This window comes from Flavobacterium terrisoli (genome assembly GCF_030167905.1).
GTDB lineage: Bacteria > Bacteroidota > Bacteroidia > Flavobacteriales > Flavobacteriaceae > Flavobacterium > Flavobacterium terrisoli.
Genome location: NZ_JARGNA010000001.1, coordinates 268,111 through 287,256 on the forward strand (window position 1 = coordinate 268,111; position 19,146 = coordinate 287,256).

The 19,146-nt window shown below is 36.7% G+C and carries 17 protein-coding genes; 13 read left to right on the forward strand and 4 right to left on the reverse strand.

From position 1 onward, the window contains the following. Nucleotides 1-58 precede the first annotated feature (58 nt). Genes P1K33_RS01210 through P1K33_RS01220 form a run of 3 tightly spaced genes read left to right on the forward strand, consistent with a single transcriptional unit; the run spans nt 59 to nt 996 of the window. Nucleotides 59-388 carry a YtxH domain-containing protein gene (locus P1K33_RS01210; RefSeq protein ID WP_284651020.1) on the forward strand — a complete coding sequence of 110 codons (330 nt, stop codon included), beginning with the start codon at nt 59-61 and terminating at the stop codon, nt 386-388. After that, a complete protein-coding gene (locus P1K33_RS01215) occupies nt 388-738 on the forward strand; it encodes a competence protein (RefSeq protein ID WP_284651021.1) in 351 nt (116 codons plus the stop codon). Before P1K33_RS01210 ends, P1K33_RS01215 begins: the two co-directional genes overlap by 1 nt. A 3-nt stretch (nt 739-741) precedes the next feature. Then, nucleotides 742-996 carry a DUF6327 family protein gene (locus P1K33_RS01220; protein WP_284651022.1) on the forward strand — a complete coding sequence of 85 codons (255 nt, stop codon included), beginning with the start codon at nt 742-744 and terminating at the stop codon, nt 994-996. A 26-nt stretch (nt 997-1,022) separates the two neighbouring features. Here P1K33_RS01220 and P1K33_RS01225 read toward each other — a convergent pair whose 3' ends face one another. Then, nucleotides 1,023-2,009, reverse strand: coding sequence for an SPFH domain-containing protein (locus tag P1K33_RS01225; protein WP_284651023.1), 987 nt, complete (start codon nt 2,007-2,009; stop codon nt 1,023-1,025). Nucleotides 2,010-2,088: 79 nt separating this feature from the next. On the opposite strand from P1K33_RS01225, the gene P1K33_RS01230 reads away from it, so the two are divergent. After that, nucleotides 2,089-2,733, forward strand: coding sequence for an outer membrane beta-barrel protein (locus P1K33_RS01230; protein ID WP_284651024.1), 645 nt, complete (start codon nt 2,089-2,091; stop codon nt 2,731-2,733). Nucleotides 2,734-2,747: 14 nt separating this feature from the next. After that, nucleotides 2,748-3,701 carry a hypothetical protein gene (locus P1K33_RS01235; protein WP_284651025.1) on the forward strand — a complete coding sequence of 318 codons (954 nt, stop codon included), beginning with the start codon at nt 2,748-2,750 and terminating at the stop codon, nt 3,699-3,701. Nucleotides 3,702-3,732: 31 nt separating this feature from the next. On the opposite strand, the gene gltX is transcribed toward P1K33_RS01235, so the two are convergent. After that, the gene (gltX, locus tag P1K33_RS01240) at nt 3,733-5,238 is read right to left on the reverse strand and encodes a glutamate--tRNA ligase (protein WP_284651026.1); all 1,506 of its coding nucleotides are present in this window, start codon (nt 5,236-5,238) and stop codon (nt 3,733-3,735) included. Nucleotides 5,239-5,369: 131 nt separating this feature from the next. Here gltX and P1K33_RS01245 point away from each other — a divergent pair, with 131 nt between their 5' ends. From P1K33_RS01245 to P1K33_RS01265, 5 genes are all read left to right on the forward strand, one after another. Then, nucleotides 5,370-8,741, forward strand: coding sequence for a coiled-coil domain-containing protein (locus tag P1K33_RS01245; protein ID WP_284651027.1), 3,372 nt, complete (start codon nt 5,370-5,372; stop codon nt 8,739-8,741). Beyond that, on the forward strand, nt 8,734-9,156 hold the full coding sequence (gene ybeY, locus P1K33_RS01250; RefSeq protein WP_284651028.1) for an rRNA maturation RNase YbeY: 423 nt from the start codon (nt 8,734-8,736) through the stop codon (nt 9,154-9,156). The genes P1K33_RS01245 and ybeY overlap by 8 nt, the downstream gene beginning before the upstream one ends. Before the next feature lies 1 nt (nt 9,157). Next, complete coding sequence (mnmG, locus tag P1K33_RS01255) at nt 9,158-11,029, forward strand: tRNA uridine-5-carboxymethylaminomethyl(34) synthesis enzyme MnmG (RefSeq protein ID WP_284651029.1); 1,872 nt, start codon at nt 9,158-9,160, stop codon at nt 11,027-11,029. A 55-nt stretch (nt 11,030-11,084) separates the two neighbouring features. Continuing rightward, nucleotides 11,085-11,930, forward strand: a complete 846-nt coding sequence (locus P1K33_RS01260; protein ID WP_284651030.1) for a class I SAM-dependent methyltransferase — start codon at nt 11,085-11,087, stop codon at nt 11,928-11,930. A 254-nt stretch (nt 11,931-12,184) separates the two neighbouring features. Further along, nucleotides 12,185-12,760: an OmpH/Skp family outer membrane protein gene (locus P1K33_RS01265; RefSeq protein ID WP_284651031.1), complete on the forward strand. Its 576-nt coding sequence runs from the start codon at nt 12,185-12,187 to the stop codon at nt 12,758-12,760. A 59-nt stretch (nt 12,761-12,819) separates the two neighbouring features. On the opposite strand, the gene P1K33_RS01270 is transcribed toward P1K33_RS01265, so the two are convergent. Both P1K33_RS01270 and P1K33_RS01275 read right to left on the reverse strand, forming a co-directional pair. After that, nucleotides 12,820-13,203, reverse strand: coding sequence for a DoxX family protein (locus P1K33_RS01270; RefSeq protein ID WP_284651032.1), 384 nt, complete (start codon nt 13,201-13,203; stop codon nt 12,820-12,822). 4 nt (nt 13,204-13,207) lie between these two features. After that, on the reverse strand, nt 13,208-14,356 hold the full coding sequence (locus P1K33_RS01275; protein ID WP_284651033.1) for a DNA polymerase III subunit: 1,149 nt from the start codon (nt 14,354-14,356) through the stop codon (nt 13,208-13,210). Nucleotides 14,357-14,587: 231 nt separating this feature from the next. Between P1K33_RS01275 and P1K33_RS01280 the strand changes: the two genes are divergently transcribed. From P1K33_RS01280 to P1K33_RS01290, 3 genes are all read left to right on the forward strand, one after another. Further along, nucleotides 14,588-15,775: a phosphoglycerate kinase gene (locus P1K33_RS01280; RefSeq protein ID WP_284651034.1), complete on the forward strand. Its 1,188-nt coding sequence runs from the start codon at nt 14,588-14,590 to the stop codon at nt 15,773-15,775. Between the two features lie 89 nt (nt 15,776-15,864). Beyond that, entirely contained in the window at nt 15,865-18,132 is a 2,268-nt protein-coding gene (locus P1K33_RS01285) for a LysM peptidoglycan-binding domain-containing protein (RefSeq protein WP_284651035.1), read from the forward strand. Between the two features lie 38 nt (nt 18,133-18,170). Next, entirely contained in the window at nt 18,171-19,142 is a 972-nt protein-coding gene (locus P1K33_RS01290) for a DUF4837 family protein (protein ID WP_284651036.1), read from the forward strand. Nucleotides 19,143-19,146 lie beyond the last annotated feature (4 nt).

The window sequence follows — 19,146 nt, forward strand, 5'->3', positions numbered from 1 at the left end:
TCTTAACAGCCCAAACGGAAAATTTTCGTAACTTTCATAAAATTAAAAAATCAAAATTATGTCAAGTAACAATAGTAATGGTGTTTTGGCACTTTTGGCCGGCGCTGCAATCGGAGTTGGAATCGGAATTTTATTTGCTCCGGATAAAGGTTCGAAAACAAGAGAAAAAATCAAAGGCAGTTTGGATGACTTAAAAAATGAAGTTGAATCCAAATTCAATTCAGTGAAAGAAGAAGGCAAAGAAAAATTTTCACAGTCGAAAGATGAGTTAAAAGACACAGTGGAAAATTTACTTTCGAAATCGAGTTACAAAGCTGAGGAAGCCATTTCTTTTTTAGAAGAGAAATTAGCCGAGCTTAAAAAGCAAAACGCCAAATTGCAGAAATAATGGCCTTTGAAGAAATAAAAGAAAACGTAGACGATATTCAGGAGAATGCTAAAGCTTATATGGAAAGCAGCATAGCTTACTATAAACTTTGGGGTTTTAAGGTTGCTATGAAGTCAACGACTTTGATGGTAAAGTTTATACTGATTGCACTTTGCCTGACGATAGTGTTGCTTTTTGTTTCGATAGCCTGCGCCTTATCCTTAGGAAATCTGTTTGGTAGTTATCCATTAGGGTTTTTGACTGTGGCAGGAATTTATTTGGTTTTAGCCTTGCTTTTATTTTTAGTAAAAGACAAGATAGTGGAAGGACCAATCCTGGAGAAATTCTCTGAAATATTTTTTGACGAATAAATTATGGGCTCTAAAAAGTATTCATCCTACGCCGAAATCGATTACGATTTGGAAATCCTGAAACTGGAAAAGGAAATTAATTATCAGAAAATGGTTTTGAGTTTTGATAAAACCAAAGAAAGCATTCTTCCGTCAAAGCCTTTGGAAGAGTTTTACAACATTTACAAAAAAGTTTTTTCGGGTATTCCCGGAATGATTTTAAAGATACTGATACCTTATGTCATCAATTGGTTTTTAAATAAAAAAAGAGGCGATTAAGCCTCTTTTTTATTGTATTCATGTGATTATTTTGTCGGTTCTTCAGGACCTGAAGTGTCTGACGGATTGTAATCCAACGCGGTATGATCTCCTGATTTCTTAGCTCTTTTAGGTTGATTTTTCATTTGCTCGCCCATAATGCTTGAAGCAGTAAAACTAGTCACCATATTATTCAGCATATCACTTGCTGCTTGTGGTGAATTAGGCAACAGGATCAAATTCGAATTGGTATCGGCACCAATCGCCTGAAGCGTATCATAGTGTTGTGTGATTACAATTAAGGCAGAAGCTTCCTGAGAATTGATTCCAACTTTGTTTAAAACATCCACACTTTCTACCAAACCTTTAGCAATTTCCCTACGTTGGTCAGCAATACCTTGTCCTTGTAATTTTTTGCTTTCTGCTTCTGCTTTGGCTTTGGCTACAATTCTGATTCTTTGTGCGTCTGATTCAAACATTGCCGCTGTTTTTTCTCTTTCGGCAGCATTGATACGGTTCATCGCATTTTTTACCTGGATATCCGGGTCGATATCAGTTACCAAAGTATTGATGATATCATAACCATAGGCCATCATCGCTTCGTTCAATTCGCGTTTTACAGCGATAGCGATATCGTCTTTTCTAACGAAAACATCATCCAGGATTAATTTTGGTACTTCGGCACGAACTACGTCAAATACATAAGCAGTAATCTGGTCGTGTGGATATTCTAACTTATAGAAAGCTTCGTAAACATGTTCCTGGATTACTTTAAACTGAACAGAAACTTTCATTTTGATAAACACATTATCCTTGGTTTGTGTTTCAATGATAACATCCAATTGCTGGATTCTTAAATTCACCTTACCGGCAATACGGTCAATGATGGGAACTTTAAGTTGTAAACCTGAATTTCGAATGTTTAAAAACTTACCGAAACGTTCAATAACGACAGCCGTTTGTTGTTTGACGGTAAAAAAAGAAGAGAATAAAAGAACTAAACCGATAAATAAAAAGATAAAAAAGATTGGCATGATGTTTAAATTAAATTGTTAGTACAGTCTTTATACGAAATATATGTATGTTTGTTACAAAATAAACTGTCATCATTTCATGAACAAAAATCTTATTATCCTTTTGTTGTTTGTTACAACAATTGGCGCGGCACAGTATGGCCGAAGAGATGGAAACCGCATCGGGCTTTCATTTGGTATTTCACAAACCAATTTATTTACGGATAATTTTAAAGTCAATCCCGAAACGGGATTTGCCGGCGGACTTTCTGTTCGTGGAAATTATTACAACAACTGGAGCATGATTTACGGCATGCAGTTCTTCAGCAACAATTTTTCATTGGAATCTACTTTTGACCAAAAAATAAAATACAATTTTTCAGGAGTTCAGATTAGGCTATTGATGAGCTATAATGTGGTTGAAGATCATGTTTCTTTAGACTTTGGTCCGGTACTTCAAATCAACGGGAAACTAAAAGTTGAAAGTTCTGATGAAGACAAAATAATCAAAGGAACTTTATTGAGCGCTGACGATATTATAGATGTTTCTCCGGTAAGCGGTAATTTTTACCTGGGCTGTTCTGCCGGAAACAAAGTCATTCGAGCGGTGATTTTTTATGAATATGGTTTTACCAATTTCCTGAATAAACTCAACAAAGAAGATAGTTTAAGACCGTTGAATAACGGAGACAAATTCAAAGGGAATCTCGGAACCATTAACGGACAAATCATTATCAACCTATAAAATTCAATCTACCAATGAAAAAAGCATTATTGTTTTTATTACTATCAGCTTCAGCTTATTCCCAAATTATTGTTGGAGAATATAAACTGATGAGTCAGGCTGCAAACCAAAATAAGGCAGAGAAAATAGAATTGTTGAAATCCAAAAAAACACTTTTTGTTTTGCCACCAACATTTTCCCCAAAAGAATACGCATCAGTAATTTCAGAAGTTTGGGATATAACGCCGTATGAAATTATATGGACAACCACTTTCGATGAAACACCAGAGCAGGAAAGAATGGCAAAATATGACAGAGATTATAATTTCTTTAAGTTAACCTCGACTAAATATACCAAAACCACCCAAAGCGGAGCAAGAGTTGATTATCTTTTCAACACCATGGATTTGAAAGTATATCAATTAAAAAAAACAGACAAAAACGGAAGAGATTTTTATGATTCCGATAAATTGGCGACCATTTTCTTTACACCTAGCATTGAACAACGCCAAAAAACAGTATCCAATGTTAATCCAAGGCTGTTTTTGAATTATGATTTAGGCTATTTGAGAACCTATTTAAAAATCATCAACGACAAGCTGAAAGCCAAAGCTTATGCCAATTGTTTTTTTGATTTTTTTGATAAGGAAAAAATAAAAGCACTGCAAACCCAGAAGCTCTACATTCCGGAAACAGTAGCCATAAAGTACAATGCTTTCTCAAGAACAGAAGGCGAAAAAAGAGAAGAAGAAGAACTGTTGAAAGATTACAAGTTCCCATATGAAATTGTTACGGAAGAAAAATTAAACGAATTGATGACGGATGGTCAGGAGATTTATTTCCTGAATTATGTTCAGGTGAACGGCGTCAAATTGATTTCTGTAATCAACTCCAAGTCCGGAGATATTATCTACAATGCCAATACAGGAATGTCTTATAACATTAAAGCCGGGGATTTTAAATCGATCTCCAAAAAGATAGACAATTAAAAGAAAAGCCCCTAATTAGGGGCTTTTCTTTTTATAATGTAGCAATCGCTTTTTCCAATCGCTTGATGGTTTCTTCTTTTCCAATCAATTCGACAATGTCAAAAAGATGTGGTCCTTTCAAGGCACCAACCAAACTCAAACGAAACGGCTGCATGACTTTCCCCATTCCGATTTCATTTTGCGTCATCCAGTCTTTGACAATCGTTTCGATATTTACCGAAGTGAAATCTTCAATAGTATTCAAAACCGAAATCAATTGTTTGATTAAATCCGGTGTGTCTTCTTTCCAATTCTTGGCCGCTTTTTCATCGTAAACTTTTGGCGCCACAAAGAAATAATCGGCCAAATCCCAAAACTCTGAAACAAAGTTCGCGCGTTCTTTTATTGAAGAAACGATTCTTATTAATTTATCGTTTTCAACTGTAATTCCTTTTTCGGTTAAAGTAGGAGCAAAGGCTTCCGCCAAACGCTCATCGCTTTGTTTTTGCAAATATTGGTGGTTGAACCATTTGTTTTTGTCCGGGTCAAATTTGGCTCCGGCTTTGTGAACTCTATTCAAATCAAATTTATCGGCCAATTCTTCTAACGAAAACAATTCTTGTTCTGTTCCATCATTCCAGCCCAATAAAGCCAGGAAGTTAACCACTGCTTCCGGGAAAAATCCTTTTTCTCTATAGCCTGAGGATACACCTTCGTCGCTTTTCCATTCCAATGGAAATACCGGGAATCCCATTTTGTCACCATCGCGTTTGGATAATTTTCCGTTTCCGATTGGTTTTAGAATCAATGGCAAATGCGCAAATTCCGGCGCTTCCCAACCAAAAGCTTTGTATAATAAACTGTGCAACGGCATCGATGGCAACCATTCTTCACCGCGAATCACGTGAGAAGTTTCCATTAAATGATCATCCACAATATTGGCCAAATGATAAGTCGGCATACCATCAGACTTGAACAAAACTTTATCGTCTAACAAATTGGTTTCAAAATTGATATCACCACGAATGATGTCGTGCAAATGCAAAGTCTCATTTACCGGCGTTTTAAAACGAATCACAAAAGCTTCTCCGTTAGTAATTCTTTTTTCAGTTTCTGCTGCCGATATAACTAAGGAAGTATCCAGTTTTTCACGATTGTGCCAATTGTAGATAAAGGTTTTCCCTTGTTCTTCGTGTTGCTTTCTGTGTGCATCCAAAGCTTCAGCAGTATCAAATGCATAGTAAGCCCAACCTGAATTCACCAATTGGTCTGCGTATTGTTTGTACAAATGCTTTCTTTCGCTTTGACGGTATGGGCCAAATTTTTCATTCTTCCCAACGGTTTCGCTTGGCGCAATGCCTAACCATTCCAAAGCTTCAAAGATGTATTGTTCCGCTCCGGGAACAAAACGGTTTTGATCGGTATCTTCAATTCTCAAATAGAAAACACCGTTATGTTTTTTGGCAAACAGGTAATTAAATAAGGCTGTTCTAACGCCACCAATGTGCAATGGTCCGGTTGGACTTGGAGCAAAACGAACTCTAACTGGTCTTGACATGACTCTATTTTTTTTGCAAAGATAAAATTTAATTAGGCAGGAATTGATGAATTTTCATTGGCAAATTTTTAACGTTGGTTATTCGCCAAAAATTGTACATTTATCGGTTATAAATAAAGATTAGCAAAAAAGTGGAAAAATCGACCCTTATTTATCAAAAGTTAGAAGACTTTATCAGAAAGTTTTATACCAATGAATTGCTGCGCGGAACCATATTCTTCGTCGGTTTGGGATTGCTGTATTTTATCTTCACGCTTTTCGTGGAATATTTTCTTTGGTTGAAACCAACCGCCAGAACCATCTTGTTTGTATTGTTTATCGCGGTGGAATTATTCCTTTTACTGCGGTTTATTTTATTCCCGCTTTTCAAACTTTTCAAGTTGCAAAAGGGAATCGATTACAATCAGGCATCCAATATTATTGGGAATCATTTTAATGAAGTAGGTGACAAGTTGACCAACTTTTTACAATTATCACAAGATAAAAACAAGTCTGAATTACTGTTAGCTTCAATTGATCAAAAGGCCAATACTTTACAGCCGATTCCTTTTGGAAACGCCATCAATTTAGGCAAAAACAAAAAATATTTACCGCTTGCCATTATCCCGATTTTGTTCTTTTTATTTTTTATGATTTCAGGACAGAGCGAAATCCTATCGCAAAGTTTGAATCGCGTGGTGCATTTCAAGCAACAGTTTTTACCGCCGGCGCCATTTGAATTTGTGGTAATCAATGACAATCTGCAAACCGAACAAAACAAAGACTTTTTACTCAAAGTGAAAACGGTTGGTAAAGTTTATCCAGAGAACGCGATGATTTTTATCGGTGAAGAAAGCTATTTTATGGAAAGCAACAAAGCCGGTGAATTTGAGTTTGTGATTCCGAAACCATCCGAAGATTTGGAATTCCACATTGAAGCGAACGACGTTTCTTCACATGATTACGAGTTGAAAGTGGTAACTGTTCCATCGATTGCCAATTTTGAAATGGTGTTGAATTTCCCGGGTTATCTGAATAAAAAAACGGAAGTAATCAAAGGAACCGGAAATGCCATTATCCCAGAAGGAACGCGTGTGACCTGGAGAATGAATACATTGGCCACACAAAAAGTGGATTGGGTTAATGCAAACAATCATTTTGCTTTTGTAAAAAATGAGAATGTGTTTTCATTGTCTAAAAGCATCCTTCAAAATACCGATTATCAAATCCTGACTTCAAATGCGAAGGTTCAGAATTATGAAAAACTAAACTATCAGATTTCGGTGATCAAAGATCAGTTTCCAACGATTACGGTTAACAATGCCCCGGACAGTTTGAAAGTGAATAAGAATTATGTGCTTGGACAAGTTTCCGACGATTACGGTCTCTCAAGGCTGCAAATCGTCTATTATCCGAAAGACACACCAAACACGGCTAAAAAAGCCTTTATTAACGTTAAGAAAGATGTTTACGACCAGTTTGTGTTTTCGTTCCCGAGCAATCTTCCCGTAGAAGAAGGTGTTTCGTATGAATACTATTTTGAGATTTTCGATAACGATGCTATCCACAATTACAAAAGCACCAAATCGTCTGTGTTTAGTAATCGCATAGCCACCGAAACCGAAAAGCAGGACGAAATGCTGCAACAGCAAAATGAGAATATCAATTCATTGGCTAAATCTTTAAAAGCCCAGGACAAGCAACTATCTGAAATGGAGAAATTGCAGAAAATGGGTAAAGAGAAAGACAATCTGGACTATAAAGAACAACAGAAAGTAAACGATTTCATCCAACGCCAAAAGCAACAGGATGAAATGATGAAAGAGTTCTCAGAGAAGATGAAGGATAATCTTGAGCAATTCAAAACCGAGAAAAAGGATGAGAAAAAAGAATTGTTGCAGGAACGTTTAGAGAAATCAAAAGAAGAAATTGAGAAAAACAAAAAGCTTTTAGACGAACTTCAGAAACTGAATGATAAAATCAGCAAAGAAGAATTGTTTGAAAAAATGGAAAAATTCCAACAGGCGAGTAAAAATCAAACTAAGAGTTTGGAGCAGTTGATCGAATTGACCAAGCGTTACTACGTGGAGAAAAAAGCGGAGCAAATTGCGGATAAATTAGATAAGCTTGCCGAAAAACAAGATAAGTTGTCTGAGAAAACAGACGAGAATAATGCCGAAAAACAGGAAGAAATCAATAAGGAATTTGACAAGCTTCAGGAGGAATTGAATGAACTGGAGAAAGACAATAAAGAGTTAAAAGCGCCAATGGACATGCCTAATACTGATGAAAAAGAGAAAAGCATTGATGAGGATTTGAAGAATGCCAAAGACCAATTGCAGCAACAGCAAAAGGATAAAGCAAAACCAAAACAGAAAAGTGCCTCAAAGAAAATGAAGCAAATGAGCCAACAGATGATGGAGCAAATGCAATCAGGAGAAATGGAGCAAATGGAAGAAGACACGGCGATGCTACGTCAGATATTGGACAACCTCTTGGCTTATTCGTTCTCTCAGGAAGATGTGATGAAACAGTTTAAAAACCTAAAACGAGGCGCGCCATCTTTCAATAAGAATTTAAAAATTCAACAAGATTTGAAGCAACAATTCAAACATGTTGACGACAGTTTATTTGCCTTATCCTTACGCAATCCGAAAATTGCCGAAGAGGTTACAAAAGAAATCGGAAATGTTCAGTATAATATTGATAAAGCTTTAGAGACTTTAGTTGAGGCCAATGTACCTAAAGGTAATTCACACCAACAATATGCGGTTTCTTCTTCAAACAAATTAGCAGATATGTTGAGTGATGTTTTGAACGGAATGCAAATGCAGATGCAAATGCAGGGACAAGGTCAGGGCAAGCCAAAACCAGGCGGACAAGGACAAGTAATGCAATTGCCGGACATTATTAAAAAGCAGGAAGGTTTGGGCGAGAAGATGAAAAAGGGAATGAAGAAGGGCGAGAAACCAGGTGAAGGTCCGGAAGGAAATCAAGGGGAAAAACCCGGCGAAGGCCAACAAGGAAATAAAAGCGGTAAAGGACAAAAAGGCGGACAATCCGGACAAGGACAAGGCAATGAAAAAGGCGGTGAACAAGGTCAGGATGGTGAAGGCGATGCCAAAGCCATTATGGAAATTTATAAAGAACAACAGCAATTGCGCGAAGCTTTAGAAAAAGAATTGAAGAAACAAGGTGTTGGCGGAAACGGCCAAAATACTTTGGATCAAATGAAGCAAATCGAAAAACAATTGTTGAATAAAGGCTTCAATAATGAAACGCTCCAAAAGATTTTAAATGTAAAATATGAGTTGTTGAAATTGGAAAAAGCGTTGCAACAACAAGGCGAAGATAAGAAGCGCCAATCAGAAACCAATAAGAAAGAATTTAGTAATCAGGCGAATGCACTTCCAAGCAAGCTTCAAGAATATTTGAATAGTATTGAAATTTTAAATAGACAAAGCTTACCTTTGCGCTCCAATTTTAACCAGAAGGTTCAAGAATACTTTATGCAGCATGATTAGTTTTAATTACGAGTCGGATTTCAATTTAGACAATGAAAAGGTTTATGCCGATTGGCTTTCCAAAGTCATTAGCTCTGAAATAAAGAACGAAGGCGAAATCAATTATATATTCTGTGATGATGATTATTTGCTTGAAATAAACCAGCAATACCTTAATCACGACACATTAACAGACATCATTAGCTTTGATTATTCTATAGGAAACGAACTACATGGCGATATTTTTATATCTGTGGAAAGAGTACGCGAGAACGCTCAGGATTTCAAGGTTTCTTTTGATGAAGAATTAAAAAGAGTTATGGTTCACGGTATTTTACATTATTGTGGTTACAAAGACAAGTCTGAAAAAGACGAACAATTAATGCGTGAAAAGGAAGAAGAGAAAATGAAAATGTTCCACGTGAAACAAAATTAAAATGTTTTTAGAAAAATACGATACAATTGTAGTAGGAGCAGGACATGCGGGTTGTGAAGCGGCAGCGGCATCAGCCAATTTGGGTTGCACAACCCTATTGGTAACGATGAGCTTGCAGAACATTGCCCAGATGTCGTGTAATCCTGCTATGGGCGGAATTGCGAAAGGACAAATTGTTCGTGAGATTGATGCGCTTGGTGGTTACTCCGGAATCATTTCGGATAAAACCGCAGTGCAGTTTAAAATGCTGAACAAATCAAAAGGACCGGCGATGTGGTCGCCAAGAGTGCAAAGCGACAGAATGCGTTTTGCCGAAGAATGGCGATTGATGTTGGAACGAACACCCAATCTTGATTTCTATCAGGAAATGGTCAAAGGACTTTTGATTAAGAATAATAAGATTGAAGGAATTGTTACTTCGCTGGGAATTGAAATCAAGGCCAAAACAGTTGTCTTGACCAACGGAACTTTTCTCAATGGATTAATCCATATTGGCGACAAACAATTCGGAGGAGGAAGAGCCGGAGAAAGTGCGGCTTATGGAATTACGGAAGATTTGAAGAATGTCGGGTTTGAAGCCGGAAGAATGAAAACCGGAACGCCACCACGTGTAGATGGCCGTTCTTTAGACTATTCAAAAATGCGTGAAGAACCCGGAGATTTGATTCCGGATAAATTCTCATATTCTGACGAAACAAAGCCATTGACACACCAAAAACTGTGTCACATGACTTACACTTCAAATGAAGTGCACAACATTTTGCGTGAAGGATTTGACCGTTCGCCAATGTTCAATGGTAGAATCAAAAGTATCGGACCAAGATATTGTCCTTCGATTGAAGATAAAATTAATCGCTTTGCCGACAAGGAAAGACACCAGCTTTTTGTTGAACCGGAAGGATGGAATACCGTTGAAGTGTATGTAAATGGCTTTTCAACTTCCTTGCCTGAAGACATTCAATTTAAAGCATTGCGTTCCGTTGAAGGATTTGAAAACGTTAAGTTTTTCCGTCCGGGGTATGCTATTGAATACGATTATTTCCCGCCAACACAATTAAAACATACTTTAGAAACCAAGTTGGTTGATGGATTGTATTTCGCTGGACAAATTAATGGAACAACCGGTTACGAAGAAGCGGCTTCTCAAGGTATGATGGCAGGAATTAACGCTGCATTGAAAGTAAAAGAAATGGAACCGATGATTCTTCGTCGCGATGAAGCTTATATCGGTGTTTTAATTGATGATTTGATTACCAAAGGAACTGAAGAGCCTTATCGCATGTTTACTTCACGAGCGGAATACAGAACGCTTTTACGTCAGGACAATGCCGATTTCAGATTGACACCAAAGTCTTTTGAGATTGGTTTGGCTTCTGAAAAAAGAATGAGAAGAATGGAACACAAGTTCAATGAAAGCGAAAAAATGGTGAACTTCTTTAAAGAAACAAGTGTGACCCAAGAAGAAGCCAATCCTATTTTAGTGGAAAAGGAAAGTGCTCCAATGGTACAATCGGATAAAATGTTTAAAGTGTTTTCGCGTCCGCAAATTGAATTGGATGATATCTTGAAATTTGAAAAAGTTCAAAACTATATTCAGGAAAATGATTTGGACAAAGAGATTATTGAGCAAGCCGAAATCCAGGTTAAATATTCGGGTTATATCGAGAAAGAAAGAAACAATGCCGAAAAGCTAATCCGTTTAGAAGACATAAAAATCCCGGAGAATTTCGATTATCACAAAATCAAATCGATGTCTATTGAAGCCAAACAAAAATTATCGAACATTCGTCCGGTAACCATTTCCCAGGCATCAAGAATCAGCGGAGTTTCACCAGCTGATATTTCAGTTTTATTAATTTACATGGGAAGATAGTTTTAACGTTCCACGTGAAACTAAGTTTGCCAAGCCTTATCAATACAGACTTTATATGAGTTTTCAAAACAATATTTTTTTTCAAAAAGTTAGAGATTATTCTGTTTCCAAAGAAATTTTTGAATTACACCACAATCCGGAATATGATTTATTGATCACTTTCCCGAAACCGAGTTTGGAGAAATTACCGAGTTATTATGAAAGCGATGATTATATTTCCCATACCGACGGAAAGCGTTCTTTGTTTGAAAGAGCCTATCATTTGATTAAAGGAATTGCACTCAAAAACAAATTGAAATTAATCAATGCCCAATCTCCAAATGGAAAACTATTAGATATTGGAGCTGGAACCGGAGACTTTTTGGTTGTGGCTAAAAAAGACGGTTGGAACATTACCGGAATCGAACCAAACGCAAAGGCAAAAGGAATTGCTATTAACAAAGGAGTAACCTTTGCAGAAAGTTTAGCAGAATTAGAAAATAATTCATTCGATGTAATTACGATGTGGCATGTTTTGGAACACGTTCCAAATTTGGACGAGTATATTTCAGAATTAAAAAGATTGATCAAACCATCAGGAACAATTGTGATTGCGGTTCCAAATTTTAAATCTTTTGATGCCAATTATTATGGAAAGTATTGGGCCGCATTTGATGTGCCAAGACACATTTGGCATTTTTCAAAAACGACTATCGAAAAATTATTTTCTGAAAAAGGAATGAAATTAGTTGAAGTCTTACCCATGAAATTTGACAGCTTTTATGTGAGCTTGCTTTCTGAAAAATACAAATCGGGGAAAATGAATTTCGTCAGAGCCTTTTTCGTTGGATGGAAGTCAAATCTTAGCGGAAATAAAACAAAAGAGTATTCATCGCATATTTACATCATAAAAAACCAATAAAAATCAAATAAACGAACGCAATTTCACTGAAATCACCAAAGAAACGTCTTTGGTTGCCAAAAAAGCAAAAGTGTCTTAAAGCGCTTTATTTGAAGTCAAAAACAATAATGCGTGATTATTGTTTTTACAGAAGCAATAATCAAATCCTATCACGGTAAAATTGCCCTAAAATTGCTCTTTTTTGTCGTTAGCTTATTGCCTTTTATTTTTATACTTTTGAAACCGAAAATTAATTTATCAAATCACAATAAATAATGAAGAAAACAGTTCTACTTGTTGCATTGGCTATTTCAATAATTTCCTGCAATAAAACCACCGAATCAAAAGAATTCAAAACAGCCTATATCGATACTTCTAAATTAATGGCAGAATCAACAGAAGCCAAAGATATCGAAGCCAAATACAAAGACAAGGCTAAAGTAATGGGAAGCCAATTGGAAGTTGAAGTAAATCGTTTCAAAGCCGAAGCAGCCAGTTTTCAGAAAAATGCACAAGCCAATGGTCAGGTTTGGGCGCAACAAAAAGGCTCAGAATTGAGACAAAAAGAACAGGAATTAACTTATGCTCAACAGGCAATGCTACAACAATTGCAGCAGGAAAGCGGTGTTGAAATGGATTCTTTAGTGAGCAATTACAGAAAAGCTATTAAAGAATTCGGTAAGGAAAAAGGGTACGACTATATCTATGGAACCGGAGATGTTGCTTCAGTTTTATATGCAAAAGACAGCTATGATATTACCAAAGAAATGATCAAATTGGTAAACGACAAATACAAATCTTCAGATAAGAAAGAAGAAAAACCGGAAGCCAAAACCGAAGAAAAGAAATAAAAAAAGAAGACATAAGAAAAGCCTCGAGATTCTCGAGGTTTTTTTATTTTATATTGTTTTTAACTCAACCACCAAACCGCTAAAACGGAAGGCACAAAATAAATGGCGATTGTTCTGGCGCCGTCATAATCCTTGGCCAATCTTTGACCTAACAATAACAATATCAGAGTTATAGAGGAGGAAATAGCGCCATATTTACCAAAGGTTTTTCCTCCATTTACCATTAATTCAACACAGCCAACCAACGCAAAAACGCCGGTAATTAATTCTAAAACCAGAATCGTAAACAAGGCTAAAGGCACATAATTTTTTAGGATGGTTTCTGCAAAATGACCTTTAAGCCATTCCACATTACCTTGCCAGGCAAAGACTTTATCATAAGCAGACTGTACAAAAGTAACCGCTAAAAAAAGCAAAACTAAGATAGAAGCAGTGTTGTTCATAGGTTTATTTATTATGGATTAATCGGGTAAGTTTTATCGATAAATCAGTTAAAATGATTTTGGCGTTTCCATTGCGTTCAATATGATAAATAGCATCTGAAAGCTCTTTGAAAATGTCATTTATATTATTCCCGCTAACAAATGGCGCAAATTTTTCAAGTGTAAAATTCTCTATTTTAGGTTCTAAATATACTAATTTTTCATTTTGATAGTTCAGCAACAAAGCTTGGCGAAACATATCGATGCAGAAATTAAGAAACTGTTTTTGTCCTTCACGGCCAATACCTGCAATTTCTTCGCTCCAAGCAATCAAATCCTGAATTGCCGCCGCATTTCCCTTAGCTCTGAAAGCCGCTCTGACCCAATCCACAAACCATTTTTCAAACTGTAAATCTTCGTTGTCTTCGTTTAGCAAATACAGTGCTTTATTGTAATTTCCTTGTGCCTGATGGGCAATTTTTGTTGCGGTTTTCGAGTCTAAATTTTGACGCGAAACCAAGGCGTCAACGATAATATTTTGAGGAATTCCGCCAAAATGCAATACCTGACAACGGGAACGGATTGTCTGAATGATGTCTTCTTCGTTTTCAGAAATCAGGATGAAAAGTGTTTTTTCAGGTGGTTCTTCCAACAGTTTTAATAATTTGTTGGATGCGGCAATATTCATTTTGTCCACCATCCAAACAATCATCACTTTGTAACCGCCTTCATAGGATTTTAGTGCCAAAGATTTCAAAATATCCTGAGCATCTTCAACCCGGATTTCGCCCTGTTTATTTTTAACGCCCAGATGTTTGTACCAGTCAAATAAACCGCCATAAGGGTTTTGTAAAACAAATTCGCGCCAATCCATAATAAAATCGGCACTTTTCGGTTTGGATTTCACATCTTCATTGGTCACATTCGGATACACAAAATGCAAATCAGGATGCGATAGCGATTGGAACTTTAAATTACAACTTTCATTTCCGCCATTGTTTTCAGTACCAATGTTATTGCACAAAACAAATTGGGCATAGGCAATCGCCATGGCCAAAGTGCCGCTGCCTTCCGGACCGACAAATAGTTGCGCATGCGGAATTCTTCCCGATAAAGCACTGGTAACGAGATGATTTTTGAGGTATTCCTGGCCGAGTATTTCTGAAAACTGCATAGGCAAATATAGAGCAAATTTTTGGCTAAAAGAACAGCAATATACATGGATCAAAATCAAATTTACAGGTCGATAATCTTATGGTTTTATGGTTAATGAATCGTTATTTGATTGAAAATAAATGGCTTACAACTTAATTTTTTCTTAAAAATCATCGACAAACGCACAAGAATCACCGATGAAATTAAATTTTATTATATTTGCATTTAAACTTAACCACTTAAATTTTAGATGAAAACACTCCAAGATTTCAATTTCAATGGCAAAAAAGCGATTATCCGAGTTGATTTTAATGTGCCTTTAGATGAGAATTTTAATGTTACTGATGCTAACCGAATTGAAGCCGCAAAGCCAACTATAGATAAGATTGTAGCCGATGGAGGAAGTGTAATTTTGATGTCACATTTGGGAAGACCAAAAGGAAAACAAGACCAATATTCGTTAAGACATATTGTGGCAAAAACATCAGAAGTTTTAGGAGTTAAAGTAAATTTTGCAGCAGATTGCAGAGGCGAAATTGCCCAAAATGCCGCTAAAAATTTAAAACCAGGCGAAGTTTTATTGTTGGAAAACCTTCGTTTTTATGCTGAAGAAGAAGCCGGAGATGAAAATTTTGCAAAAGAATTAGCTTCGTTAGGCGATATTTATGTTAATGATGCTTTTGGAACAGCACACAGAGCTCACGCTTCAACAACGATTATGGCACAATTTTTTCCAACAAGCAAATGTTTCGGCATGCTTTTGGCAAAAGAAATTGAAAGTTTGAATCGTGTACTGAATAATTCAGTAAAACCGGTAACAGCGGTGCTTGGAGGATCAAAAGTTTCTTCAAAAATCACAGTTATCGAGAATATTTTGGACAAAGTAGACCACATGATTATCGGTGGTGGAATGACGTTTACTTTCGTAAAAGCTTTGGGTGGAAAAATCGGAAACTCGATTTGTGAAGATGACAAACAGGAATTGGCTTTGGAGATTTTGCGTTTGGCCAAAGAAAAAAACGTTCAGATACATATTCCGGTTGATGTAATCGCAGCCGATGCTTTTACAAATGACGCCAACACACAAGTGGTTGACGTTCGCGAAATTCCTGATGGATGGCAAGGTTTAGACGCTGGTCCAAAATCATTGGAGAATTTCAAAAAAGTAATTATGGATTCCAAAACGATTCTTTGGAATGGTCCGTTAGGCGTTTTTGAAATGGAGAATTTCGCCAAAGGAACAATAACATTGGGAAATTATATTGCGGAATCAACAGCTGGCGGTGCTTTTTCACTCGTTGGCGGCGGAGATTCGGTAGCGGCCGTAAAACAATTCGGCTTAGAAGATAAAATGAGTTATGTTTCCACCGGCGGAGGCGCTATGTTGGAAATGTTAGAAGGAAGAGTTTTACCCGGAATTGCGGCAATTGTTAATTAACATTTGCAACACAATAAAAGACAATAAATTACGTTGTTAATGACATCATTAACAACGCTGAAATAAAATACCACTTATAATATTACGATATGAATATTAGAAAAATAACAACATTGGCGCTCATCTTGGCTTCTTCGGCAATTTTTGCCCAGGATACCATTAAGGCGATTCCGGTTCAAATTAAACTGCCCAAAAGGGAATTAACCAAAAGAGAAGTGCTTGATTCTATCAAAGCTTCTTTTGTTCATGACAATATTGCCAAATGCATTGACAGTATGTGGATGAAGGAATTGGCCAGTTTGGATTTGTATGATGAGTTGACTTTTGACATTAAAAATATTAATGTTGATGAAAAAGTGGAATATGAATTGCCAACAGAGCTTTTGAAAGCAAGGCTAAAGGCCATGGACGAGAAATCGCCATTCAATATAGAATACAATCAAGGATTAGAAAACGTTATCAAATCATTTTTAAAGAACAGAAAACGTTCATTCGAGAGATTAATTGGTATTTCTCAATATTACTTCCCAATGTTTGAAGAATCATTGGCCGCACAAAATATCCCATTAGAAATTAAGTATTTATCGGTTGTTGAATCAGCTTTGAACCCAAGAGCGGTTTCAAGAGTTGGCGCCACTGGTTTATGGCAGTTCATGTACCAAACCGGTAAACAGTATGGTTTAAAAGTAGATACTTATGTTGATGAAAGAAGTGATCCATTGAAAGCCAGTAATGCAGCAACACAATACATGAAAAACATGTATTCTATTTTTGGAGATTGGGATTTGGTTTTAGCGTCTTATAACACCGGACCAGGAAATGTAGCCAAAGCAATTCGTCGTTCGGGGGGAAAACAAAACTACTGGAATATCAGACCATATTTGCACAAAGAAACGCAAGGATATGTTCCGGCGTTCTTAGCCACGATGTATATTTTTGAATACCATAAAGAACACGGCATCAAACCGGACAGAGCGATTGCCAATCATTTTGCGACCGATACTGTAATGGTAAAAAGAGCTTTGACCTTCAAGCAAATTGCCGATTTGTTAGATGTTTCTGTGGCAGAATTACAGTTTTTAAATCCTTCATACAAAAGAGAAGAAGTACCTTCAATTACCGGACAAAGTCATTTCCTGAGATTACCGGTAGATAAAATTGCAGTGTTCACTTCAAATGAAGATAAGATTTACGCATATGCTGATTATGAAGCAAGCAAAAGAGAAAGACCTTTTGAAAGAACGATGCTGGCTTCTTCAAATTCAGGATCGGGAACAAAAGTCAAATATCATAAAGTGAGACGTGGCGATAGTTTAGGGGAGATTTCAGACCGATATGGCGTAACCATTTCAGAACTAAAAAAATGGAATCGCTTAAGAAGCAGCAAAGCGCCATTGGGCAGAAACCTGAAAATTTATGTGACTGATTACAGCAACAGTGATATCGCTTCAAACGAAAACAAACCAACAAATACTGCTGACACAGTTGCAGTAGCTTCGAATACCAATAAAATATTCAAAGAAGAAAAAGTGGTGGCCTACAAAGACGTTGTGAAATACCACAAAGTTAGAAAAGGCGATAACCTGGGTGAGATTTCAGATAAATACGGCGTTTCTGTAGCCGAAGTTAAAAAATGGAACAAACTAAGAAGCAGCAATATCGCTTTGGGGGCCAATTTAAAAATCATCAAAAACGAAAGAGTGGTTACTACCGTTAGAAAAGAAGTGAAAGCTGACAAAGCAATCGTTGACAATAAAGTAGAAACAGCAGTAGCTTCGAATGATAACAATGTTGAGGCAAGTGAAAAGCCTAGTGATTACTACGAAGTTCAAAGAGGTGACAACCTTTTCAGCATTGCTAAAAAATTCAACGTTAGTTTGGAAGATCTGAAAAAATGGAACAATTTAAATGATTTGAATGTTCAGTCAGGATCTAAATTGGCCTTGGTAAACACCAGCGAAACGGCAGAAGTTGAAGAGCCAAAAACCGAAACTAAAATTGTGGAACACAAAGTTAGAAGAGGAGAATACCTAGGAACCATTGCCAAAAAATACAATGTTACCATCGCTGAAATCAAAGAATGGAACGAGATGGAAGACAACAATGTGAAATTGGGTCAAAACTTAATCGTTTCCAAAAAAGAAGTGGCCATCAACGAAGCCAAAACTTCTAAAAAGGATAACATCGCTGCGAATGACAGAAACGAAGTAAAAACATACTACGTGAAAAAAGGCGATTCACTATTCAGCATTGCTAAAAAATATCCTGGTGTTACCATTTCCGATATCAAAAAATGGAACGGTATCAAAAACGAAAGTTTGAAACCGGGAATGAAGTTAAAAATTAACAACGGTTAATCCGAAAATCTTCTATAAATTTGGGTTTTATTTCACTTATGAATAAAACCCTTTTTTTATGGCTTTTTGTCACGTTTATCGTGAGTTCCTGTTCGTTTAAAAAGGACAAGTTTCCCGATGAGACATCGGCAGCCATTAACACTATAGCGGTAATCATTGATGATCAGCTTTGGAATGGTGAAGTAGGCGACAGCATCCGTAATAAATTTGCCTCACCGGTTTTGGGTTTGCCACAGGAAGAACCATTGTTCACCATCAACCAATATCCGGTAAAGCTATTTGAAGGATTTTCGACCGATTCCAGAAACATCATCATTGTCAAAAAAGGCAATGAGAATAAATTTGAAATCAAGGAAAACGAATTTTCCTCACCACAAAATGCCGTTCATATCACTGGAAAAACAACTTTTGAAATCCTGGATATTCTAGAAGAAAACGCGCCAACCATCATTCAAAAGATGAGAGCCATTGAAATTGCGCAAAGCCAGAAGATTTTCAAGGACTCCTTATTGGATACCAAAAAAATCCAAAAGAAATTCAATGTCGATTTACTGATTCCATCCAAGTATGAATATGTCATGCGAAGAAAGAATTTCATTTGGCTCAAAAGCGAAATTACCAGCGGCAATACCAGCGTAATTATTTACCAAATTCCATGGAGCGCCATCCATGCCAATAATGCCGTGAGCGATATCATCAAAACCAGAGATTCCATCGGCCAAAAATACATCCACGGTTCAACCGCGCGAACACAGATGGTGACGGAAGAAGCTTATTCTCCTTATTTTTCTAAAACCACTTTGGCCGGAAGAAATGCCTATGAAACCAAAGGCACCTGGCAGATGAAAAACGACTTCATGTCGGGGCCATTTATCAACTATGTCATTTTTGACAAAGAGAACAAAAGAATCTTAGTGCTCGAAGGATTTTGCTATGCGCCATCTAAAGAGAAAAGAGATTTGATGTTTGAACTGGAAGCCATCATTAAATCGATTCAATTCAAAAAATAACAGC